Genomic DNA, 23,252 nt, shown 5'->3' with positions numbered 1-23,252 from the left:
ATGTCTATATTTCGGTGTTATCAGCATTATGAGACGGGAGGTTGGGTTACTACAAGAAATACAGCTGAGCTCATAGAGCACAGCACAGAAAACACCATCCTACTACCACCAAACTGGATCCTCACTCGCCAGCGTCTCTAATAGTTTCTTTGAGCGCTTAATCTCGACCTTATCCGCAGGCAACTCCGCGATAAACCTTGAGGGCTTATCAAAATATCCTGAATAGCTAGCGAAATAATCCGGTGCAGTAAGGTAGAGCTTGTTTTTAGCGCGGCTACAGGCCACATAAAACAGCTTACGCTCCTCTTCTAGCTCCTCAAAATCATCTAAAGATCGATAATGCGGGGTCATGCCATCGACGAGTGAATTGACAAAAACTATCGGCCATTCAAGCCCTTTGGCACTATGAATAGTTGAGATGGTAACTTTGTCATTGTCGTCCTCTTCTGAGCTATCTGTAGCAGCGACCGAATCATTAGGTGGATCGAGGGCTAAACTCTCTAAAAAGTCATCGAGACTATTATGCTCATTGGCTAGGTTTTTAAGTACGCGAAAATCCTCACTGCGCTCACGCCAGTTCTCCTCAACCGTTTTTAGAATAGGAATATAAAAATCAAGGATCAGCTCAATGATGGTCTCAACGGACTCCGCTTGTTGCGCCTTAGTCAAGGCAATATATAGCGGCTCAAGCTGCGGACTTTTTTTACTAAATTTTGGTAATAGCAGCGGCTCAAACGAGTTGTCATCACTGTTGATAGCTTGCGTTAAGCGCGTGGCAGTGACCGCTCCCACTCCTTTAAACAAGGTCAATATGCGGTGCCAAGCAATGGTATCGTTAGGGTTATACAGGATCTTGATAAAGGCAAGTACGTCTTTGACATGACGGCGCTCAACAAACTTGATGCCACCGACGACGATGAACGGAATACGGCGCTCCATAAATTCGAGCTGCACGTAGTTGGATTGAAAAGAGGTACGGCACAGTACCGCACAATCGCTATAATCATAGTCCGCTTTATGCGTGGCGATTTTATCGGCGATATATTTAGCCTCTTTTGTCTCATCACTAGCGCGGCTAAAGATAGGCTTATCACCGGTTATGCTAGCGTTTGAATAAAGCTGCTTTTGATAGCCCAAAGTAATTTGCGCAGATAGTGCATTGACATAGTCGAGCACGGCTGGGGTACTGCGATAATTTTGCTCAAGCTTAATCAGCTTAGCTTCAGGGTAAGTCTCGCCGAAGAGTAGGATATTCTCATAATTTGCACCGCGAAAGGCGTAGATGCTTTGATTGTCATCACCGACGACCATCAGCGATACTGACGCGGGAGCGCAAATCAGATCGATCAGCTGCTTTTGAGGAATGTTGGTATCTTGATACTCATCGACCATTACGTAGCGATAACTCTCTTGTAGTAACTGGCGGAATTTGTCATTGGTTTTTAGGTGGCGCACCACTTGGCTGATAATATCATCAAAATCATATAAGTGATTGGCGCGCTTATACTCATGAAAATCAATCGCCAATTGCTCAATGATAGGGATATGGATAGCGATATCGGGATAATTTTCCTCAACTAGCTTAGAGATAGGAATACGTCTATTTCTAGAAGTAGAAAACAGGTTTTGTAGGGTACGTTTACGCGGAAAAGCTTGTTTCTTAGTTTGCGCCGGGTACTTTTTTTCTTTATATATCAGATCTATAGCGTCCTCGGCGTCACCAGTATCTAAGATAGTAAAGCGTGGATTGATACCAAGCAGACCTGAATACTGGCGCAGCAGCCGATTACAAAACGAGTGAAACGTGCCGCTAGTGATATCGTTAAGCGCTTTGCTAGTAGGTAAGATGTCTTCTGCTAACTCCTCGTCTGACAAGCTATTCGTCAGTAAGGTTTTGGCGCGGGTCTTTATTTCATTGGCTGCTTTGCGGGTAAAAGTCAGTAACAAGATTTGCTTAGGTGCGACGCCATTTTCTAATAAATAACTGGTACGATAAGTGAGGGTTTTGGTCTTACCAGAGCCTGCCCCCGCGATCACTAATACTTTACCTTGGGTAGTCGTTGCCGCCAACAGCTGATTGGGGTTAAGCTCGCTGGCATAATCAACTTTCAAACCTAAATCAGCCCGCAAACGCTTCTTTAGCATTTTCTCATCAGCGTCAATCAGATTGGCTTCCAGCTTTTTTATCGCTTGCTGTAGCTGCTCGAGTTTGGGCTTGATATCAGCGAAGTTTTGCGGATAGTTATAAGATTCGGTACTAAAGACAGTGGTTTGCATAATTGGCAATAACCTTTGGCTTGGTAGTTTTGGCTTTACAGCTTGACTATACAATTTAGCTCTAAGCTATAGCACATTCGATATAAAAAGCTGATCATCAATATTATCAATGACCAGCTCCAGAACCAATAAATAGCAATAATAAATAGAAACATTCAACAAAAGCAATCAAAACCACACTTATGCTAACGCCCTAGTACCGCACGCGGGTCGATAGGATTACCGTTGAGACGGACTTGAAACTCTAGGCCAACTTGATTGGTCTGCCCGCTACTACCCATCGTTGCGATACGTTGACCGCTTTGAACTTGCTCGCCCTCGCGCACCAACAGCTGACTGTTATGAGCATAAGCAGTAATGTAATTATCGCTATGGCGAATCATAATCAAGTTGCCATATTCTTCTAAGCCATTACCTGAATAGAGTACCGTACCACTTTGGCTTGCCAGTACCGGATCCCCTTCTCGGCCCGCAAACCACATGCCCATATTACCGCCAGCCGCATCAAAATTACGGACGACTTGGTTTTGGCTAGGATATTGGTAGCCTGAGGTAGAAGTGGCTGTGTTCTCATAAGCAGGCACTACAGAAGGCGTTGGCGTTGGCGCAGGATTAGGATTGTACGTTGGACGAGGGCTGACCGGCTGGCGGTTATTCGCGTTATAAGTGTTATTGGTAGCCGCTTGATTACCTTGCCAGAGCTTGAGCCACTGACCGCTATAGATGGTGTATTTGCTATCTAGATTATTAATCGCACCGATTTGACGATAGTTTAAACGATAGCGCTGTGCAATTTGGCTGACAGTATCGCCGCGTTTGACCAGATGATAATTGGGCACGCCTTGGCTATTGGTGACAATGGTGGGGCCGGCAGCATTGCTGTTTTGATAAGTCGGTTTCGTCGCGCAACCTGTCATGGCAAGCGTCGCTACGCTCAATGAGCTGACAAGAGCGGTGGTTAGTGTTGACTTACGAGTGAGCTTTTTCATACAAAATTCCCTATAGTTCATGTACGCCATGCTCTTGATGGACAGGCTATAAATTAATAATTAAGCTGGCAGCTAAACTGACAAATGCTGATGATAATTGATACTTATGGTTACTGATATTTGTTGTAGCTGTTGATGAGACACAAGTACGGCCAAGCTTTTATAGTGCTAAAGCCGATAAGTTCTCTAGGCTCGTAAGCGGCGTATGGTGCAATCTGACCGGCGACAAACTAACAAAACGATCTGCCAGCGCCTGAGCATCGGTAACATTATTGGTAATGTCGTGATTATTGTGACGCTGATTCACTGCGGTTGATCGTGCTAGGCTGGCCTCTGGCTTCGGGTTAGTTTGGCTTAACGCAGTCTCTAGCGGCGAATGCGTCGACTTACGCAAGCACAGCCAATATGCATCGCGACCTCGTGGATCGACGATATGATGTACCGGTTTGGCAATTTGGCTATGAGTCAAACAAGTCAGTTTACGCCCTTGAATATTACTGGCGCTTTTAACGTCAGGAATGTTGACGTTTAGCACATGATAAGGCAGTTCTTTGAGCGCAATTAGGATATCAGTTTCAGTGATGAGTTTGACGATCTCTGCAGCTGCTATGGTATAGTAACTTGCTTCGTCATCGAGACTGTCCCTATTAACTTTGCTAGCGCCGCCTACCAGTGAGGTAGCAATAGCAGGTACGCCGAAAATCTGAGCCGTCAATGCTGCGCCAAAGGTACCAGAAAACAAAACATCTTGACCAAGATTAGCGCCAGAATTAATCCCAGTAATGACGCAGTCGAAGCTAACATCGCAGTAGAGCTCATGCAACGCTAAGTATATACAGTCTGCCGGCGTGCCATTAACAGCGATAAACCCTAAAGCGGTTTTTTGGGTATACAAAGGTTGCGAGATGCGTAAGGCACTAGCAGAGCCGCTTTGCTCGGTGTCAGGCGCGACCACGTACACCTCTCCGATCGCAGAGAGCGCACGATATAACGCTAATAACCCTGGAGCATGTACCCCGTCATCATTACTAATTAAAAACTTCATATTGGCTAAACATACCTAATAGGGTTTGGTGAGTCATAACTTGCACTATTTATTTTTATAAAATAAAGCTATCCTTGCCGCATAAAACCAATAGTTGAATAAAGCAAAGAGTCAAAAAAACAAGCTATTATAATATAAAATGACAAACTAAGGCTTTATCCTTGAGATGTCAAATAGATTGAGCTAGTAAATTTTCAGATATGACAAGTCATGATTTTTGACTGTTATATCAGCTATAATGGTTGTCGCTGTTTTTCACTCTATTAGTGGAATAAAGCTCGATAACGAGTATGTAAGATAACAATAATAAGCTATCGGTTAAGGTTAGGGTAACGTACTTAAATATACTACGGCTATGTTGCTACAAAACGCCTTTAGCTCACAATACATCTACACATCGACTCATATTTTATGTGACTTTTTATGCTTTTACTATTACCATAATACCACTCAATAATGTTAAGCGAGCGTGATACCGGATGACTAATAAATTGATATTTTCTACTCTTTTTGTTGCCAAAAAAATGGCTTCTAAAGTTGGCATTGCCAGTCTCATCATGTCCGCTGCGATGTTGTCTCAAGTTAGCCAAGCAGCAGATAATGTAGCCACTACTATTCCTCTAGATATGTCTGGCATGAGTATTACCAAGCATGAAATTGCGGTTATGCAAGTACTATCAGAGATCTGCCCTTCTATGCTCAATGGTAAGCAAAAACAGCGATTTTATAAGTCTTATAATGTACAGTTACAGGAGCTGATGCCCACCTTAGAAGACCCTAAAGCGGCTATCCAATACCTGTCTACTCAGCAAGACTACCGCCAAATCCTACAAGGTATTCGCAGTTGGACGATGGGTTTTTCAAAAAGCGAAAATAAGGCGCTTTGCCAAGATTTAGCCGATGCCCCTTATTAATGACTTTAACGCAATGATTCTAAGATAAACTTCATTTTGTGCTAGTGACGATTTGTATTTTTAGTAACCCTATTAGTGATTACTAAATTGACGAGTACGAAACGAAAGCTTGCTGGCGCTACCCTCAAACTTTTGAGTGGCGCTGCAAGCTTTTTTTATTTTGTAGCGGACTGATCTTTTTTAGATTAAACACGATAGATAAAAAGTTATTTTTAGCTCAACAAAATATCGACAGTACTTTGACCTCAGTGATTAAACCTTATAAATTTAATCAATACTGCTATCTGCTATTGCTGCTTGTGGGTTTTTAGATTATTCTTGCTAGCGTCAGTCGCTCTCACTGCTACTACTAAGGTAGTTATGGAGCTATGATGGCTCTGATAAGACTTTTTTAGGACTCCCTAGCAATAAGTCAATCCTCTTTGCTTTATCGACCTTATTATGCTGAATTTTGTGTTTTTTATGCTCATTTCATCTTTATGATAAGGGTTCATTTAATGTCTATTGAAAGCAGCCTGCAGAAAGTTGTGCTGTTTTGCTAACGATAGATACTTTTGGTTTTATGATGTGGTGTAACAATTTATGACAGTTAAGCGTGTAAAACAACAGCTTGTACAATTAGTAATCGGTGTCAGTGTTTCGCTTGGGGCAGTAGCCGCCAATGCAGCTATCCAACCACCGACAATGGACAATACAGCCTATGTATTGATGGATTACAATACTGGTGAGATATTGGCGCAGAAAAACGCCAACCAGCCATTGCCACCCGCTTCATTGACCAAAATGATGACCAGTTATATCATTGAGCAGCGTCTGGCTTCAGGCGACTTGAGCAAAGATGAGCAAGTGCTTATGAGCAAAAATGCTTGGTGCCGCGGCAGTAGCAGTCAGTCTTGTATGTATGTGCCGGTGAATCAAAAAGCTAGCGTTATCGATATGCTCCGCGGCATCATCATCCAATCAGGTAATGATGCCTCAAAGGCTATGGCAGAGCACATCGCTGGAAGTGAAGCTTCGTTTGCGATTTTGATGAATGAGCAAGCGCAAAAATTAGGTATGGAAAACACTAACTTTGTGAACTCTACTGGTATGCCAGATGAAGGTCACGAAGCTTCTGCTTTGGACTTAGCTAAGCTTGCCCGCGCTATCATAAAAAACAGCGGTGATTACTATGATATCTACGCTGAAAAAGAGTTTACTTATAATGGCATCACTCAAGGCAACCGTAACGCCCTACTCGCTACAGACTCCACTGTCGATGGCCTAAAAACCGGTCATACCGATGCTGCAGGTTATTGCTTAGTTGCGTCAAGCAATCGTGATGGTATGCGCCTAATCTCGGTGATTATGGGTACAGAAAGTCAACAGGCCCGTGCTGATCAGTCGCGTGAGTTACTCAATTGGGGCTATGGTCACTTTACTACCGTCACCAAAGCTCCTGCTGGTCAATTCGTCAGCAAGATACCTGTTTGGTTCGGTGAAGCAGAAGAAGTCGAATTGGCTATCAGTGATAACCTAAAAATACTAACGACTAAAACGCAAAAAAATAAAATCACTACGGTGGTTGATATTCCAGAAAGTCTAGAAGCGCCTATCACCAAAGGTCAGGAAGTTGGTAAGATGATGGCAGTCATTGAAGGAAAAGCCGTGGCTTCGGTTCCTATTATCGCTACGAATGATGTAGAGCAATCGGGCTTCTTTAGTCGTATGTGGCAGCATGTGGTACGCTGGGCGCAAAACTTGTTCTAGTCAATAACTGCTAATTTTAATCAAACATTCGACTGCGATATTAGAAAACGATAGACGCTATACTGTTATTTTTTAGAGGCTTGTCTTTATAAGCTTGGTCTCTATAAATCAGTATCTAGCATCTTTTTTGATCAGCTTATAAAGTGCTTTACTGTCTTCAGTAGCGGGGTAACAGAAGTCTACCCCCGCAGCTTTCAATGAGTATTCAAAATTATCTAAGATATCTTGCTTATGCGGCGGATACCAATAAATAATCAATACCCGATAGCGATTTTCCTCAGCACGAATCAACCGTGCCATCTGTATAGCTTTTTCTGGCAGCACCTCTTGGGCAATCATTACCATATCAACTTTCATTTTATTGAGTTTTTGTATGACTGATAACTCATGCTGCTTGCCACTGACCACCGCACCAAAACCGCGCAGCTGCTCGGCTAACACACCCATCTCCTCATTATAATAATAAAGGATGCTTAATCCTGCTAATGGCTTTTGCGAATACCGCGACTGACTTTGATAAGCGCTTTGTAAAGGGAGTATAACCGTAAATTGACTGCCTACTTTTGGCTCACTTGCGACGTCAATAGATCCGCCAAGTAGCTGTACAATCTGTGTGAGCACCGGCAAGCCTACGCCTACGCCCTCGTAGTGCCGAGTACGACTAGGATCAACCTGAAAAAATGGCGTAAAAATATCCTCGAAATACTTTTTATCAATACCAATACCCGTATCTTTGACCTTAATCTCCCAGCGAACGCTAGTATTAAAATGCGTCAGCTGCGACTCAACGCTGATCTCTCCACTGTCGGTAAATTTAATAGCGTTTTCAAGCAAAGTTGCTAATATTTGCTTAATTTTATTGGTATCGCCCTCAAGTTTATAATCAATGTGATGAATGCGACTGGTAAGCTCAAGTCCTTTTTGTTTTGCAACTTCCTCAAATTCAGTAAATAAATCTGATAGCAGCTGCAAGGGATTGAACTCACTAACATTGATACTCATCTGACCTTTTTCTATCTTATTGAGCTGGATAATTTGCTCAATCGTCGCCTCCAAATGCTGACTGCCTTTGTGAATAATTGATAAAGTATCTTTTTGCTCTGCACTCGCGTACTGGCTCTCTAATAGCTGTAAGCCACCCGCAATAGCATTCAGCGAGGTTTTAAGTTCATGGGTAATCATGCTTTGAAAATTATTGCGCTGAGTATTGAGAGAAAGGTCTTTATTATGTAACTGCTGCTCAAAAGCCGCTAAAGAATCGAGTTTATTTTTTAGCGCTTTTGAGCGATTAAATAAACTCACTAACGCCAACCTAATATCTCTAGTTTCTTTAAGGCACAAACGTTGCTGGATCACTGGTAGCTGCTCAACGTCCGGGTTACTGACAATGATTTGACACACTTTAGCCAGCTCCGTTACGCTATCAGCTACCCATGTTAAACGGCGCAGTAATAACAACAGACTGATAATCGTCGCTCCAATAATAATAAATAAAAGCCAAGCGTTTTGATACAGCCATTCCATGCGCAATTTATGGATATCTAAAGTGATATTAAGGTAGCCAATCAACACATCCTGCGCCCCCAGAGGATTATTATCTTCTATGCCTGTATTCTCTATTCCATCGTCAGTATTTTCATTGCCGTTTGTGGCTGAGGGTATATAATAGTTGCTCGTGCTCAGGTAGCGACTGGTAACTGGCTCATTAAAGCTAATACTATCGGCAAACCAAGCGTTATACCAATCACGATTTTGCTGTTGGATATCGATTTTATCGAGCGCTAATATGGGTGAGTCAGAAGAATAAAACACTATACTGCTTAGTGCAGGATCGCCGGCTAGTAAGATATCAACTTGCCGTGCCACTAAGCGTGCGCCATCTACTGTTGAGGCACTATTCACGAGTAGCTCTGATAACTGCTGCACTTGCAGACGTTGCTGCTTATAGTGTTGCACAAAGCCATAATAAAAGGACAAAATGCACATCACGATAAAAATCAGCAAAACAGCCTGAAAAACCGCGCGCCGAATAAGGGAAGAAACATTTGCAGAGGAGGGGTTACTCATATTACCCACTTGAGTTAAAAGAGCGTGGAGGTCTAATCGCTGACCATACAGCGCTTAGTTATGACTCTGTTATAACGCTCTATCGTAAAATAAAAAGGCAAGGAATACGCATTACTCCCTGCCTTAACGAACGCTTTTTATTTATCAACACCCTATCGGCAATGATTAACGCTTGTTATGGTTTCTTTTATCGCTTTTTTTGTCGCGCGAGGTGTACTTATGAGCGCGATTACGCTCTCGCTGTTTAAGCTGCTGAGCTTTGGCCTTGGTAGGCGTGTCGCTCTTATTAGCGTAAGGGTTTTCGTTGAGCTTGAAGACAACATTCAATGGGGTCCCTTCAAGCTTAAACACTTGGCGAAACTGGTTTTCTAAATAGCGCTGATAGCTCTTAGATAATGAGCCGGTTTGATTACCATGGATCACAATCACAGGCGGATTATGTCCGCCTATATGAGCATAACGCAGCTTAATACGGCGACCTGACACGGTAGGCGGCGGATTAGCCGCCACAGCATCTTGCAGTATCTGTGTTAAGCGGTTGGTAGACACCTCAAACATGGAGGATTTATAGGCTTTCAAGATAGACGGATAAAGATTGCCAACACCCGTACCATGCAGAGCTGATATCAGATGCACTTTTACATAAGGAATAAAGCTGAAGCGTCGATCCATCTCAATCTTAATATAGTCTTTTTGCTCAACGCTCAAACCATCCCACTTGTTAATCGCTACTACCAACGCGCGTCCAGCATCAAGTGCATAACCAATCATGTGCAAGTCTTGATCGACGATGCCTTCTTGCGCATCAATGACAATCACGGTCACGTTTGAATCTTCGATAGCTTGCAAAGTCTTAATAACTGAGAACTTTTCTACTTTTTCATCGATTCTGCCGCGGCGACGCACGCCAGCAGTATCGATAAGCACATAATTTTTGCCATCGCGCTGATAAGGGATATAAATACTGTCGCGCGTGGTTCCTGGCATATCATAGACCACTACTCTATCCTCACCGAGCAGTCTATTGACTAGCGTGGATTTACCGACATTAGGTCGACCAATAATCGCCAGCTTTAGACCATTTGGCTCTTGTAGGGTTTCTTGCTCTGGCATGTCAGCGGTAATGACCTCTAACAAGTTACCGACTCCGCGTCCGTGACTGGCAGCCATAGGGAAAGGCTCCCCTAAGCCTAAGGCATAAAACTCTGCCGGCGCAGAATCGTGCACGCCATCGACTTTGTTCGCGACCACGTAGACAGGTTTACCTAAGGTATGTAAAAACTTACCAATCTCGGCGTCAGCGCCAATCATGCCCGCTCTAGCATCAACGACAAAAACGATAATATCGGCTTCATGAATAGCGGTATGCGACTGCTCAGACATGTAGTCATCAATGTTGCCACTGCCGTCGTCCGCCTCCCCAATACCGCCAGTATCTACTACAATAAAAGCTTTGTTTTCATACACCGCATCACCGTATTGACGATCACGAGTAAGTCCTGACAAGTCAGCGACCAACGCTTGGCGACTTTTAGTGAACTGGTTAAATAAGGTAGATTTACCTACGTTTGGGCGACCGATTAAAGCCACTACAGGCTTGATGCTCATGGGTTACTCTCGATAATAGTCAGTAGCAGATAATAACAGCAGCAATAGACTACCCACTATCTTAGACTTAAATAAATGATGATAATGATAAATAATATACAATAACTAGATTAAAATTGGCCCTAACGACTCCATCCACCCTGCAAACCACTCAGGATTTGCTGTCATTACTCCGCTGCAGTCCATCAACAGGGCGCAAGAGTACGTCAAATCGCGTCTTTAAACAAGCTTTAATAAAAAGCACTAAACGCTGAACGAGCAGCGTTTATAAGGTACAAGGTTTTATGGCTTAGCTTATATTAGCTCATAGCTACTGAACGAGTCAGCGAAGACTTATCTTGATCTTGGTAGCTGCCATATCGCCACTTGACCCGTTTTACTTTGAATCATTAAGCGCGTGCCATCCACTTGTAAGCTACTTAGCGCGCCTTTAGTCTCAACCCGGCTTACAATAGTACCTGTCGCTGGATCAAACAAATGGACAATGCCATCCAAGTCGCCGACAGCGATGTAATCACCAATCATTACTGGATTGGTAAGCTTGCGATAGGCAAGCTCCTCGCTCTCCCACAATACCTCACCGCTGCGACGATCATAAGCCACTACTTTGCCCTCTAAGCTCGTCGCAATAACCTGCTGACTATTGACCGCAAGTGACTTAAGACTAGCAAGCTCTTTGACAAACATGACCTCTCTAGAAGCCAAATCGATAGCTAATAACTGCCCACTATAGCTGATAGCAAATAGCTGATCATTATCAATGACAGGCTGACCATCGACATCGCTCATACGTTCCACTTCACTGCTACCTGTACCGATACCGATACGGCGCGACCATTTTGGCAAGCCATTATCCAGAGTGATCGCATGCAGACGACCATCAGCAGTAGCGAGTAAAGCAGTTTTATCATCTAATAAGGTTGGCGCAGCAGCACCGCGAACGCTAATGGTAGGAAGTCTAGTCGCAAACTGCCAGACCGATTGACCACTCTGTAGCGACAAACCATGCAGAAAACCATCGTTCGCCGATAAGATAACGCGATTATTGGTAATCAATGCAGTTGTCAACACCGATCCTGACAGCTGTTTTTGCCAGCGTTTTGCACCAGTAGCACTATCGACCGCTATAATCTGGCCACCGCGAGTACTGACAACAGCGGTTTGACTAAATGCATCCAAAGCGACCCCGCCAGTAATCTCTTCACCGACGTTAATCGACCATAAGCGCTGACCGTTACTATTATAGCCCGTTAGATCACCACCACGCCCTGCAACGACTATCTGACCATTTTCATAGCCAACTTGTAGATCTAGCGGGTCTTTTTTGCTAGCGTTCTTGCCTGCATCAACACTGAATACTGGTTGCAAGACGCTGATTGGCTGCGCAATTTGCACTAGCTTGACAGGATCATTGACCACCGGCTTTATACCGCGATTACAGCCCACAGCAGCAGTAGCCATCAAAGCCACTACTGCCATTTGCATAGCAGTCTTTTTTAAGGTACTGCTTTTTATAGTCTGGCTTGCACGAACAGATCGGGTCATTGTATTCTCACTACAAAAAATTAACGGTCAATAAGAAGCTGTAGCTAAAGATAATATCAGTCTTTATTACACAGCCACTACTATAATTAGGGTTAAAACTAAACTTTGTAAACGTCTAAAGCGCAGATAATATAACTTATTTACTGCATCTATTATTCAGGCTCGTTACTATTATTACTCTCATTACTGCTATTAACTTCGTTGTTAGCACTGCCATTGTCAGTCATTACAGCATTATCTACCGTCAATCCTTGCGGTGCCGCTGTCTGCTGAATAAGACTATCTTGAGCTTCAATGGGCTCAGGGTAGATACCTAAGCTCTCCATTTTTAGCGCCAGTACCGCCCGCGCTTCATTACGCTCGCTAATCAGATTCCAGGCATTATTATAAGCTTTAACAGCAGCCTCTTTATTGTTCTGGGCTTGATAAATATCACCTAGTAGCTCTTGTTGGCTCGCTTCAAAGGAGATTGGCACATCGCTTTTCGCTTCAGATAATGCCGCTTCTAAGTCATCAGCCGCTAAGAGCACTTGCGCGTAACGCAGACGCGTAATGGCTTTGAGGCCAGCGTCATCTAAATCAATAGCTAACGCTTGCTTAAGGCTAGCTGTCGCGCCTGCAAAATCGTCATTATCCACTTGCATCCGCGCTTTCATCATCAATGCTTGCCAAGCGTACACTGAATCGCCATGAGCGCCAACTAAACTATCAATATCACTATTGAGCTGATCCCGGCTTTCGCTCAGTGCCGCTAGGGCGTCGTCTTCTAGGTCTGGATTTTGCGCTGCTAAGCTGACTTGCTCATTTAATAGCTGTATATCAGCATATTGATCGGCAGCTACGGTATCCACACGGGCATGATTATTTTGCCAATAAGTCCAACCAAAATAGCCAGCCAACGCCAATAATATAATGGTAACGATATTGCCGCCATACTGTTTTAGCGCCTGCATCGAGTTGTCTGAGTTTGGCGAACTAGGATTCAAAGCCATGGGTATTTACCTGATGAAATTTATAATGAATACTTTATTAGAAGTGGTGTTATATGAATGTCTGAGTGAAGACTACTGGCCCAAAAAGTTGGCGCTATCAGCCAACCAATCTTCAGGAACGCTTTTTTGCTCACCATGGCGCATATCTTTAATACTAATCGTTTGCTGATCGAGCTCTTGCTGCGCAATAATCACCGTTAGCGCGGCACCTGACTTATCGGCTTTTTTCATTTGCGACTTTAAACTTGTGGCGCTAGCCATTTTTACGCGCAGATCTGAGCGAGTATAGCGCAGGTTTTGTGCATAAGCGATACCGGCACTATACACCTCTGGATGCGCTACGACAAAGACATCACAAGCAGAGTCTTCTGCAAAAGGTGCTACCGCTTCTATCAATAACAATAAGCGCTCAAGCCCCATCGCAAAACCAACAGCGGGCTCAGACTTTACCGGCTTACTATCTTGACTATCGCCTTTATTATCCATTGATTTTAACTGACCGATCAAACCATCGTAGCGGCCGCCGGCACAAACCGTAGCTTGGCTGCCAAGTTTGTCGGTTACCCACTCAAAGACTGTTTTGTTATAATAATCAAGACCACGTACTAGATGCGGGTTAATTTCAAAATCAATGCCAAGCTCAGTCAAATACGTTTGTACTTGTTCAAAGTGCGCCACACTCTCCGTACCCAAAAAGTCAGCTAACTTCGGTGCATCGGCCAATAGCGCTTGTGTACTCGCCTCTTTGCTATCCAAAATGCGCAGCGGATTAGTTGTTAAACGGCGTTTGCTGTCTTCATCGAGCTGCTCTTGCTTATTGGTCAAATAACGCACCAGCGCATCGCGATAAGCATGACGCTCCTCGCTCTCGCCTAGACTATTGAGCTGTAAACGCATCTCGTCTTTAAGACCCAGCTCTTGCCACATAAGATGGGTCATCGCAATCAGTTCAGCATCAGCGTCTGGCAAGGCACTACCAAAGCTCTCGACTCCAAGCTGATGAAACTGACGGTAACGCCCCTTTTGCGGACGCTCATAGCGAAACATCGGACCGATATACCAAAGTTTGGGCGTATCGCCGCGCAGTAAATTATGCTCGATAACCGCACGCACCGCTCCGGCAGTGCCTTCAGGGCGCAACGTTAAAGGCGTTGGCGGCTCTGACTTATCGGTAAAACTATACATCTCTTTTTCGACAATATCGGTTGCGCCGCCGATAGCGCGAGCAAATAGATCCGTCTGCTCAACGATAGGTAAGCGGATATTCTCATAGCCATAACGGCTCAGTACGTTTTGTAAAACGGCTTCTAGGCGTAACCACTTTGCCGATTGCTGTGGCAAAATATCATTGAACCCTTTAATAGCTTTAATCATGGTGCGGTTATACCCTTAAACTTTAATACGGTTGTTTTTATTTTTTAAATATAGAATATCAATACTTTTGAGTAGCAGCTCTTTATCAGTCACTGCTTTATAAGTTACTATTTCATAAGTAACTAGCCGACGCGAATAATCTCATTTTCGCGTGACTTAGCGAGCTCTGCCGCGTGGGCACGTACCATATCTTCGATTTCGTCCACTAAGTTATTGGTGTCGATAAGGTGGCTCTTGTCGCCCATGCGGTAGACCAGGGACTTAGGAGCGGCGCCAACGATACCAATATCAGCTTCTTTGGCTTCACCTGGACCATTTACTTTGCAGCCAATCACTGATAGGTTCATTGGTTCGCGAATATCTTCTAGACGCGACTCTAATGCCGTCATCACCTTGATGACATCGAACTCTTGTCGCGAGCAGCTCGGGCAAGCGATGAAATTCACGCCATTGGAGCGAATATTTAGTGATTTTAGAATATCAAAGCCAATTTTGATCTCCTCCTCCGGTTCAGCAGCCAAAGAAATACGGATAGTATCGCCAATACCATCAAGTAACAGCCCGCCCAAAGCAATAGCCGACTTGACCGCACCAGTACGATAGACCCCCGCCTCTGTCACCCCTAAGTGTAGCGGATTATCTATCTGCGCCGATATCAAGCGATAGGCGTCCATCGTCAAAAATACATTGCTGGCTTTGACTGAGACTTTATATTGATCAAAATTGAGACGTTCAAGAATATCGATATGCCGCATAGCAGACTCAAGCATCGCCTCGCCGGTTGGCTCTGTGTACTTACGCTGAATATCCTTTTCTAAGGAGCCGGCATTGACGCCAATGCGAATCGGAATATTATGATGCTTAGCACAAGCCACAACTTCGCGCACCTTGGCATCACTGCCGATATTACCCGGGTTGATACGCAAGCAATCAGCACCGGCTTCAGCTACGGCCAGCGCAATCTTATGATCAAAATGCACATCGGCAATCAGCGGTACGCTGACCTGTTTACGAATCTCGCCAAAGGCTTTGACCGTATCCATCGTAGGAGTAGAAACGCGCATCATATCCGCGCCCGCCTCCACGCAGCGCTCAATCTGTGCCACTGTAGCTGCCACATCACAAGTATCGGTATTGGTCATACTCTGCACACTGATCGGTGCATCGCCGCCAATTGCTACGCTACCGACATGTATTTTTTTGGTAGGGCGGCGATGAATAGGCGTTGACGTTGACATACAAATTCCTTTACTTAAAGTAGATAGAATAAACTTCTAAATATCAGGGACTATACCCTTATGGCGCAAGCTCAAATATAGCGCGATTACCAGTCGCATACTGCTCAAGGGCAATCGCTTGTTGATCGAGCACTAAGCTGGCATTATCGACATCGTCGATCTGAATACTAAACGGCGGCATCCCTATCAAAGTATAATTGCCTCTGGTCTGCTCACCATTCATCAGACTATTGCCTGAAGCATCTGTGATATTGACATCGACGGCATCGGTCAGCTTGACCTCTAAAGTGGCATTGCTTTGGCTATCACCGCCTAGATTAAGCGCTGATCCTGAAGCGCCAACGCCATCGTCCTCAGTCACTATTGCAGCGCCCTGAGCTTGCTCCGTAGCCGTGATGTCATCAGTCACGGGCGCAGCTGTTTCACTATCGCGGCTAGCGTTACTCACCATACGAAACAAAAAGAAAGCCAAAATAATGAGCGCAACAACCCCTATTATCAATAACGGGTTGAAACGAATACGGCTGCTAGTATCGCGCTGTAGCGTCCCCATCGGCTGTAGTAACGATTCGGCGTTGGTAGCTGAGCGGTCTTTTAGCTCATTAGGGTAAGCGGCATCGAAGGCGCTAGCGACCGTATTAGGATCTAAACTTAGATATTTGGCATAGTTAATCGCAAAGCCACGCGCAAATGCAACTTGCGGCAGCTCAGAGAAGTTTTCGTTTTCAAGCGCTTGCAAGTGACGTTTTAAAATAAACAGCTCAGCCGCTGCCGTCTCCAAGCTTATTTGCTGAGTGTTGCGAGCTTGTTGCAGCATGACACCAAATGAGTTTTGCGCATTGAGTTGAGTATTTAGTGATGATTCGGTCATTGCCATGGTGCCTCTGGATTGTTGAGCCAAGTCTTAAGTTGTTTTGCTTCATCGCTTAACGGATAAGCAGATAATAGTTGACGCGATAACTGTTGACGCTGGTTGCTATCACCCTGCGCTTTGGCCAATTTGACCCCTTGCAATAGCAGACGCGGACTGACGCCCTGCCCTTGTACCAGTATTAGCGTCTCATTATACAAGCGCTGAGCTTGCTGAACGCGGTTTTGGGCTAATAATAAATCAACCAGCTCAATATGAGCAACTAAGCTGTTACGGTTGCCATCTAAAGCCCGCAAAAATGCTTTTGCCGCGGCAGCACTATCGTTGAGCTGTAAATAAGTGCGTCCTAAGTTCTCTAGAGCGCTAATACGGCCTTCATAACCTAGTGCAGAGCCTGCAATTTCAAACTGCTGAGCCGCCTCGCTATAGCGCTTCATCTGCGAGAGATAAACTCCGTAATTATTACGGGCTTGTTCAAAATCTGCGTCAAGGGCAATCGCTTTTTTGAAGTATTCATCCGCCTTTTCAAGGTTAAGACGGCTACCTTCTTGCTGTAATAAAACGCCCATCATATCATAGGCTGGCGCGTATCGGCTATTGGCAGCAAAAGCTTTTTCGAGTTGGCGCTGGGCAGCATCTAGCTCGTTTTTATGGATATATTGGGCAGCAAGTGAGGTACGAACGCGGGCAATCTCTTGTTTATCAAGGTTTTTGTTATTACTTGTTGGCGCTGAACCTTGATAACGGGTACTGCCTGACAAATCGGGAGAGGTTGTACTTTGACAAGCGCTTAGCAGCATCGCTAATAAGGCACTAATTATTATTCCGCGTCCTTTAGATAGCGATCTCGATAGTATGTGTGGTTCGACTTTCATGGACAAACACCGTGGTTGACTAACATCCGCATCACTCATAGCACCTAAATCCTTGGTCTTACTAGCAATTATTAACACCTTTATACCTTGTTACCTTGTTACTTTAAAAAAATAATAAGTACTAAGGTATCGAATCTATACGACTTTATACCGATAAAAACCGTTAGTCTACCTCTTATCTACCTTAACGACTCAATAATCATTCACACTATTTGTTAAGGTTTATTGCACTATCATTGCTCTGTTATTGCCCTATCACTATATTGAGGTTTGTCTAAGCCTTAGCATCGCGCTTCGAGCGGCTGTCTTTAATAGTAACAGCTTGCGCGCTTCTGTCTTTGATGCTTTGCTGCCACTTCTCTGAACGGCGCGTACGGTCAGCGACCTGCCCAACTAGCTGACCACAAGCGGCATCGATATCATCACCACGAGTTTGGCGAATCGTACAAACAAAACCCGCTTGGCTGAGAATATCACTAAAAGCATGAATACGGTTATTACTCGATTTACCATAATCGGCATGCGGAAACGGATTAAAGGGTATTAAGTTGATCTTGCTTGGTAAATCCCCTAATAGCGCTACTAGCTGCCGAGCATGTACATCGCTATCATTGACACCATCTAGCATCACATACTCGATAGTGACGTGTTTTTTGTGGCGCGGATTGGCGTCGAACACATAGTTGCGAGCGGCGGCCATTAGCTCTGCTAGCGGATACTTCTTATTGATAGGTACTAGCTCATTACGTAGCTCATCGTTAGGCGCATGTAAAGAGATGGCTAAAGCAACATCGATATCCTGTGCCAGCTGATACATTTTAGGTACTACACCAGAGGTAGACAGCGTCACCCGGCGCTTCGACAAACCATAAGCATGATCGCTGAGCATCAGCTGCATAGCGCTGACGACAGGCTTATAATTGAGTAACGGCTCACCCATGCCCATCATCACCACGTTAGTGACTTTGTTTTCCCAAAGGCTAGGATCAACGTGCTCTAAGCTGTCATTCTCATCGCTCATATAAGAGGCATTAGCGACCCACAGCTGACCCAAGATCTCAGCAGCAGTTAAATCGCGCTCAAAGCCTTGCTTACCGGTACTACAAAAGCTGCAATCGAGCGCGCAGCCCACTTGTGATGAGATACACAAAGTCTTACGTCCATCGACTTTACTATCATCAGCGGGTATTAACACTGTCTCAACGAGTGAGCCGCCGGTGACTTCAAACACCCATTTACGGGTGCCATCATCGCTATATTGACGGTGAATAACCTTAGGCGCAGTCACGCAGGCATGCTGCGCTAACTTCTCGCGCAGCGACTTACTCAAATTAGTCATCTGCTCAAAATCGGTGACGCCGTGTTGATATATCCACTTAATCACTTGGGTGGCGCGAAAAGGCTTCTCACCGATACTCTTAAAATAATTGGCAAGCTGATCTTGCGACAGCCCTAAGAGGTTAGTCTTACTCTGAGTGTCAGCTGACGGCGTGGAAGTGTGTACCATGGACATAATAAATACCTTTTTGCCTGAGCTAAAAAGCTTGGGCAATATTGTGGAGCATGAGCAATCCGTTATGAGCGCTGTTCAATGGAATGCTACCAATAAACAATACTGATAAAGGATTGCTAACGCTATTAACCTTATATTTTTAAAGCCAGATGTTTTAAGCTGCAATAACACAATTATAAAGCAATAATGAATATTAGGGCAATTACTGGCTATTTCAATATAAGACAAGAAGCTTTATATTAATCAGTCTAGAGTAGAAACGGCCTACACCCCATAGAGTATAAGCCGTTTTGCGTTAATAATAATCAAGCTATTGAGGTCTAATTTTGAGTCTTTGACTACTAGTCTCCCAACAGCAAAGATTAATAGCAACGCTTATATACTGATAAATACTAAGCCGTTTAGGTAGTATTAACGAGTACGAGCACAAACTTCATTATCATTGAAGAAGTAGCTGATTTCGCGCTCAGCTGATTCCGCAGAATCTGAACCATGAACGGCGTTTTCATCAATACTGCTAGCAAAATCTGCACGGATAGTGCCTTCAGCCGCTTCTTTAGGGTTAGTAGCACCCATGATTTCGCGATGCTTAGCGATAGCGTTTTCGCCTTCTAGTACTGATACTAATACTGGGCCTGAGGTCATGAATGACTTTAGATCGTTATAGAATGGACGCTCAGCGTGTTCAGCGTAAAAGCCGCCCGCTTTTTCGTCATCAAGTTGCATCATTTTAGCGGCAACGATTTTTAGACCAGCTTGCTCAAAGCGATCATAGATAGCGCCGATATGATTGCCAGCGACTGCGTCAGGTTTGATAATAGATAGAGTACGTTCGTTAGCCATGAAAAGCTCCTATAAAATGGATTAAGTTAGCCGTAAAAATAAATGGGTAAGTTATCTGTGATCATCACACTCAATCAGCTAAATAAACCGATGGACTGATGCGTTATCAATGCGAGCGCATTGTCCTCAGTGGAAGATTGCTGCCTATTATAATGATTAACACTACAAATGATAGGGTTAATTTATGATTGTGTCTTACTAAACCGTAAATATCTTTAGTTATAGTCATTCAGCGATTATGACTAGAGCGTGTTGAACTCCCTATCATCTATAGACAGGTTTTAAATACAAAAATCCCAATGTCTAGTATGATTTAGACACTGGGACTTCGTTATCTATTTAGCATTTTTATAGACTAAGCATCATACGGATCACGTAGGACAATAGTCTCTTCGCGGTCAGGGCCGGTTGAGATGATATCGACTGGGCAATTTATGAGCTGCTCGATGCGTTTGATATATATCTTGGCATTTTCTGGTAGATCCTCATAGTTAGTGATACCTACGGTCGACTCGCTCCAGCCTTGTAGAGTTTCATATTTAGGCGTAACCGACTCATAGAACTCGGCATCATGGGCGCCTGCACATTCAGTCTCAGGCAAGTTATAGCCGACACCGATCAGTAGCTCTTCTAAACCATCTAAAACATCAAGCTTAGTCAAGCAAATGCCTGACAGCGAGTTCAGTACTACTGCACGGCGTAGCGCCTCAGCATCAAACCAACCACAACGGCGTGCACGGCCAGTGGTCGCGCCAAACTCATGGCCGACTTTGGCCAAATGCGCCCCAACATCATCGAATAGCTCGGTTGGGAATGGACCGCTACCAACACGCGTGGTATAAGCTTTAGTGATACCCAACACATAGTCCAAATATAATGGACCGATACCCGTACCGGTGGAGACGCCGCCTGCAGTCACGCTTGAGCTGGTCACAAATGGATAAGTGCCGTGATCGATATCAAGCAAAGTGCCTTGGGCACCCTCGAACATTAAGTTCTTGCCCGCTAGACGCAGCTGGTTAAGATCTTCGGTCACATCAGTAACCATACCTTTGATCTCTTCGCGCCATTCTTGGCACAGCTTAAAGGTTTCATCAAAATCAATAGCTTCGACTTTATAGTACTGCGTCAACTGGAAGTTATGATATTCGATAAGATTACGTAGTTTTTCTTCTAAGTCATCGCGGAATAAGTCAGCAAGCTTAATCGCTCGGCGTGCGACTTTGTCCTCGTATGCAGGACCGATGCCGCGGCCAGTAGTACCGATTTTACCAGAGCCGCGTTTGGCTTCACGCGCTTGGTCAAGCGCCACATGATACGGCATGATAAGCGGACAATTCGGTGAGATACGTAGGCGCTCGCGTACTGGCACATCGTTATCCTCTAGCTCTTTCATCTCTTTGAGCAGAGCGTCAGGAGCCAAGACCACACCGTTACCGATGAAGCAAGTGACATCGTCACGCAAAATACCTGAAGGAATGAGATGCAGTACGGTAGTTTTGCCATCGACGACTAGCGTATGCCCTGCGTTGTGACCACCTTGAAAACGCGCCACCGCTGAGGCTTTTTCGGTAAGCAAGTCGACGATTTTGCCTTTACCTTCATCGCCCCATTGGCTCCCTAAAACTACGACATTCTTACCCATGATAGATCCTTACAGTAATGTATTTGAGTAGGTTAATAAACGACTATTAAATTAAAAAGCTAAGCTTAACATCAGACTTAGCTATGGATTAAATCAGATATTTAGATAAAGATTAGAGCGCGTTGCCCTACCACTATATGCGTTGCCCTACCAATATATGTTGGTACTATATAGTAGTTAATTGATATTAGTTAATTGCCAGTGCTCATCGACTAGGCTTAAACGATGGGTGACATCCGCTGGATAGTCGTCTTTGCTTAAGGGCACTATTACCCGGTACCCTTGCTGACGCCATTTTTCGATTTGCTGCTGTAACGCTTGCTTGCACGCACTATCGGCCTCAGTCATATCGGTATAATCAACAATGACTACCGCTGGCGCTTCAAGCTCAATATGTGCCAGTAATCGACTAACATCCATACTAAAACCAGTCGCGGCTCGCGGCGCTTGAGCATCAGTCAATTGACTGTCCTGACTTTGCATCCCATCGAAGCGTCCACCGCGTACTAATGGCTGAGTCTCACTATTGATATAGCCGTTGAAGACAATACCCGTATGGTAATGATAGCCTGATAGCTCAGTGACATCGATACTCACTTCACAGTGCCATTGCTGCTGCAGATGAACGGTCAAGCGCTGTAATTCGTCGACTGCTTGCGCGATTTCGCTATCTTGCTTAGCAGTAGCAGATAGCTTCGTTAGCAACCCGGTCATATCATGACCAAAACGCGCCAACGCATAAAAATCGTTCCCCATCGGCAGGGCTTTACTTATTCGTTTAAGCTCTGGTAGGTTTTTATTGGCGTACAGCGTCATCAGCTGATCGGTGTCACTGGCAGACAACTGTGCCAGCTCAGCTAAGCGTTTGAATATCGCCACGTGACCTAAGTCGATATGAAGACTCGCTTTTAGATTCAGGCCATTGACCATAGTAAATAATACATCTATCAGCTCAATGTCGGCCTTTAAATCATCACAGCCAAAAATCTCAGCACCCAATTGCAGCGGTGTGCGTGAGCCAAATAATCCTGACGGTAGCGTATGAATGACATGGCCCACATAACAATAGCGCGCTATACCCTTACCATGATGTGCGTCAATACGCAGAATTTGCGGCGTGATATCGGCCCGCAGACCCATCAATCGGCCCGTCAGCTGATCGATAATCTTGAACGTTTGACGCTTAAGATCTTCTGAGGCTTCACTCAATAATGACTCAGTATATTCGATCAACGGAGGGCTGACTGGCTGATAACCATGAGTAATCAACTGCTGGATGAGCTGATAACGCAGGACTTCCTGCTTTTGGGCAGCAGAAAAAAGCACATCACCAACCCCATCAGGTAGCAGCCAATTATTAGCCACTTCGGCGGCATGATTACTCAAGTAAGAAAGGCCGTTGCTAGCCCCTGTAGGTGCCGTGTGGGTACTCTGCTGAGTCGCCGAAGAGGAGTGAGCAAAGCTAGTAGAATCAGAACTGACAGACACAATGAATCCTTGTTTGGCTTATCACGCAAACGCGATATGATAAGTTTATGAGCGGTTTGTATTTTTAGCACGCACTATCACTGACCCAATTCGTATAAAGCAACTAGGTCATCTCAATACCAAATCATTTTCAGTTTAGGTTATTTAAAATCTAGATCGTTATATATTAGACCGATTTAAGTATAGTCGTTTTTAATTATGATAATGAATAGATGAGGA

17 protein-coding genes are annotated in these 23,252 nt (G+C 44.5%); 2 read left to right on the top strand and 15 right to left on the bottom strand.

The annotated features are described in order from the left end of the window. Positions 1–102: 102 nt before the first annotated feature. The 3 genes from ACTXGJ_RS08915 to surE all read right to left on the bottom strand — a co-directional run bounded on the left by ACTXGJ_RS08915 (position 103) and on the right by surE (position 4,311). Positions 103–2,277, bottom strand: a complete 2,175-nt coding sequence (locus tag ACTXGJ_RS08915) for an ATP-dependent helicase (RefSeq protein WP_439243972.1) — start codon at positions 2,275–2,277, stop codon at positions 103–105. A 185-nt stretch (positions 2,278–2,462) separates the two neighbouring features. After that, positions 2,463–3,266, bottom strand: coding sequence for a peptidoglycan DD-metalloendopeptidase family protein (locus ACTXGJ_RS08910; RefSeq protein WP_439243971.1), 804 nt, complete (start codon positions 3,264–3,266; stop codon positions 2,463–2,465). A gap of 160 nt (positions 3,267–3,426) precedes the next feature. Next, a complete protein-coding gene (gene surE, locus ACTXGJ_RS08905; RefSeq protein WP_439243969.1) occupies positions 3,427–4,311 on the bottom strand; it encodes a 5'/3'-nucleotidase SurE in 885 nt (294 codons plus the stop codon). A gap of 479 nt (positions 4,312–4,790) precedes the next feature. Here surE and ACTXGJ_RS08900 point away from each other — a divergent pair, with 479 nt between their 5' ends. Both ACTXGJ_RS08900 and ACTXGJ_RS08895 read left to right on the top strand, forming a co-directional pair. Further along, entirely contained in the window at positions 4,791–5,225 is a 435-nt protein-coding gene (locus tag ACTXGJ_RS08900; RefSeq protein ID WP_439243967.1) for an MCR_0457 family protein, read from the top strand. A gap of 582 nt (positions 5,226–5,807) precedes the next feature. Beyond that, positions 5,808–6,974, top strand: coding sequence for a D-alanyl-D-alanine carboxypeptidase family protein (locus ACTXGJ_RS08895; protein ID WP_439243965.1), 1,167 nt, complete (start codon positions 5,808–5,810; stop codon positions 6,972–6,974). A gap of 108 nt (positions 6,975–7,082) precedes the next feature. Here the strand turns inward: ACTXGJ_RS08895 and ACTXGJ_RS08890 are convergent, their stop codons facing one another. From ACTXGJ_RS08890 to ACTXGJ_RS08835, 12 genes are all read right to left on the bottom strand, one after another. Beyond that, complete coding sequence (locus tag ACTXGJ_RS08890) at positions 7,083–9,041, bottom strand: sensor histidine kinase (protein WP_439243963.1); 1,959 nt, start codon at positions 9,039–9,041, stop codon at positions 7,083–7,085. 165 nt (positions 9,042–9,206) lie between these two features. Next, positions 9,207–10,649 (bottom strand): ribosome biogenesis GTPase Der, encoded by a 1,443-nt coding sequence (der, locus tag ACTXGJ_RS08885; protein WP_439243962.1) that lies wholly within the window; start codon positions 10,647–10,649, stop codon positions 9,207–9,209. Between the two features lie 333 nt (positions 10,650–10,982). Then, positions 10,983–12,194, bottom strand: coding sequence for an outer membrane protein assembly factor BamB (gene bamB / locus ACTXGJ_RS08880; RefSeq protein ID WP_439243960.1), 1,212 nt, complete (start codon positions 12,192–12,194; stop codon positions 10,983–10,985). A gap of 152 nt (positions 12,195–12,346) precedes the next feature. Further along, on the bottom strand, positions 12,347–13,186 hold the full coding sequence (locus tag ACTXGJ_RS08875) for a YfgM family protein (RefSeq protein WP_439243959.1): 840 nt from the start codon (positions 13,184–13,186) through the stop codon (positions 12,347–12,349). 72 nt (positions 13,187–13,258) lie between these two features. After that, positions 13,259–14,560 (bottom strand): histidine--tRNA ligase, encoded by a 1,302-nt coding sequence (gene hisS / locus ACTXGJ_RS08870; protein ID WP_439243958.1) that lies wholly within the window; start codon positions 14,558–14,560, stop codon positions 13,259–13,261. A 122-nt stretch (positions 14,561–14,682) separates the two neighbouring features. Further along, a complete protein-coding gene (gene ispG, locus ACTXGJ_RS08865; RefSeq protein ID WP_439243957.1) occupies positions 14,683–15,798 on the bottom strand; it encodes a flavodoxin-dependent (E)-4-hydroxy-3-methylbut-2-enyl-diphosphate synthase in 1,116 nt (371 codons plus the stop codon). A 58-nt stretch (positions 15,799–15,856) separates the two neighbouring features. Continuing rightward, the gene (locus tag ACTXGJ_RS08860; RefSeq protein WP_439257467.1) at positions 15,857–16,675 is read right to left on the bottom strand and encodes a helix-turn-helix domain-containing protein; all 819 of its coding nucleotides are present in this window, start codon (positions 16,673–16,675) and stop codon (positions 15,857–15,859) included. Further along, positions 16,666–17,583 carry a type IV pilus biogenesis/stability protein PilW gene (gene pilW, locus ACTXGJ_RS08855; RefSeq protein WP_439243955.1) on the bottom strand — a complete coding sequence of 306 codons (918 nt, stop codon included), beginning with the start codon at positions 17,581–17,583 and terminating at the stop codon, positions 16,666–16,668. Before pilW ends, ACTXGJ_RS08860 begins: the two co-directional genes overlap by 10 nt. A gap of 235 nt (positions 17,584–17,818) precedes the next feature. Beyond that, the gene (gene rlmN, locus ACTXGJ_RS08850) at positions 17,819–19,057 is read right to left on the bottom strand and encodes a dual-specificity RNA methyltransferase RlmN (RefSeq protein ID WP_439243953.1); all 1,239 of its coding nucleotides are present in this window, start codon (positions 19,055–19,057) and stop codon (positions 17,819–17,821) included. A gap of 411 nt (positions 19,058–19,468) precedes the next feature. Beyond that, positions 19,469–19,900: a nucleoside-diphosphate kinase gene (gene ndk, locus ACTXGJ_RS08845; RefSeq protein ID WP_439243951.1), complete on the bottom strand. Its 432-nt coding sequence runs from the start codon at positions 19,898–19,900 to the stop codon at positions 19,469–19,471. Between the two features lie 355 nt (positions 19,901–20,255). Further along, positions 20,256–21,545, bottom strand: a complete 1,290-nt coding sequence (locus tag ACTXGJ_RS08840) for an adenylosuccinate synthase (RefSeq protein WP_439243949.1) — start codon at positions 21,543–21,545, stop codon at positions 20,256–20,258. A gap of 177 nt (positions 21,546–21,722) precedes the next feature. Further along, a complete protein-coding gene (locus ACTXGJ_RS08835) occupies positions 21,723–22,931 on the bottom strand; it encodes an ATP phosphoribosyltransferase regulatory subunit (RefSeq protein ID WP_439244029.1) in 1,209 nt (402 codons plus the stop codon). Positions 22,932–23,252: the final 321 nt, after the last annotated feature.

The organism is Psychrobacter sp. 1Y11, assembly GCF_052259045.1.
Classification (GTDB): Bacteria; Pseudomonadota; Gammaproteobacteria; order Pseudomonadales; family Moraxellaceae; genus Psychrobacter.
This window is presented reverse-complemented; position numbering and strand designations above follow the sequence as displayed.

Coding starts and splice junctions, on each gene's coding strand:
- ACTXGJ_RS08915 (WP_439243972.1), bottom strand. CDS start 2,277: ATGCAAACCACTGTCTTTAGTACCGAATCTTATAACTATCCGCAAAAC.
- ACTXGJ_RS08910 (WP_439243971.1), bottom strand. CDS start 3,266: ATGAAAAAGCTCACTCGTAAGTCAACACTAACCACCGCTCTTGTCAGC.
- surE (WP_439243969.1), bottom strand. CDS start 4,311: ATGAAGTTTTTAATTAGTAATGATGACGGGGTACATGCTCCAGGGTTA.
- ACTXGJ_RS08900 (WP_439243967.1), top strand. CDS start 4,791: ATGACTAATAAATTGATATTTTCTACTCTTTTTGTTGCCAAAAAAATG.
- ACTXGJ_RS08895 (WP_439243965.1), top strand. CDS start 5,808: ATGACAGTTAAGCGTGTAAAACAACAGCTTGTACAATTAGTAATCGGT.
- ACTXGJ_RS08890 (WP_439243963.1), bottom strand. CDS start 9,041: ATGAGTAACCCCTCCTCTGCAAATGTTTCTTCCCTTATTCGGCGCGCG.
- der (WP_439243962.1), bottom strand. CDS start 10,649: ATGAGCATCAAGCCTGTAGTGGCTTTAATCGGTCGCCCAAACGTAGGT.
- bamB (WP_439243960.1), bottom strand. CDS start 12,194: ATGACCCGATCTGTTCGTGCAAGCCAGACTATAAAAAGCAGTACCTTA.
- ACTXGJ_RS08875 (WP_439243959.1), bottom strand. CDS start 13,186: ATGGCTTTGAATCCTAGTTCGCCAAACTCAGACAACTCGATGCAGGCG.
- hisS (WP_439243958.1), bottom strand. CDS start 14,560: ATGATTAAAGCTATTAAAGGGTTCAATGATATTTTGCCACAGCAATCG.
- ispG (WP_439243957.1), bottom strand. CDS start 15,798: ATGTCAACGTCAACGCCTATTCATCGCCGCCCTACCAAAAAAATACAT.
- ACTXGJ_RS08860 (WP_439257467.1), bottom strand. CDS start 16,675: ATGGCAATGACCGAATCATCACTAAATACTCAACTCAATGCGCAAAAC.
- pilW (WP_439243955.1), bottom strand. CDS start 17,583: ATGAGTGATGCGGATGTTAGTCAACCACGGTGTTTGTCCATGAAAGTC.
- rlmN (WP_439243953.1), bottom strand. CDS start 19,057: ATGTCCATGGTACACACTTCCACGCCGTCAGCTGACACTCAGAGTAAG.
- ndk (WP_439243951.1), bottom strand. CDS start 19,900: ATGGCTAACGAACGTACTCTATCTATTATCAAACCTGACGCAGTCGCT.
- ACTXGJ_RS08840 (WP_439243949.1), bottom strand. CDS start 21,545: ATGGGTAAGAATGTCGTAGTTTTAGGGAGCCAATGGGGCGATGAAGGT.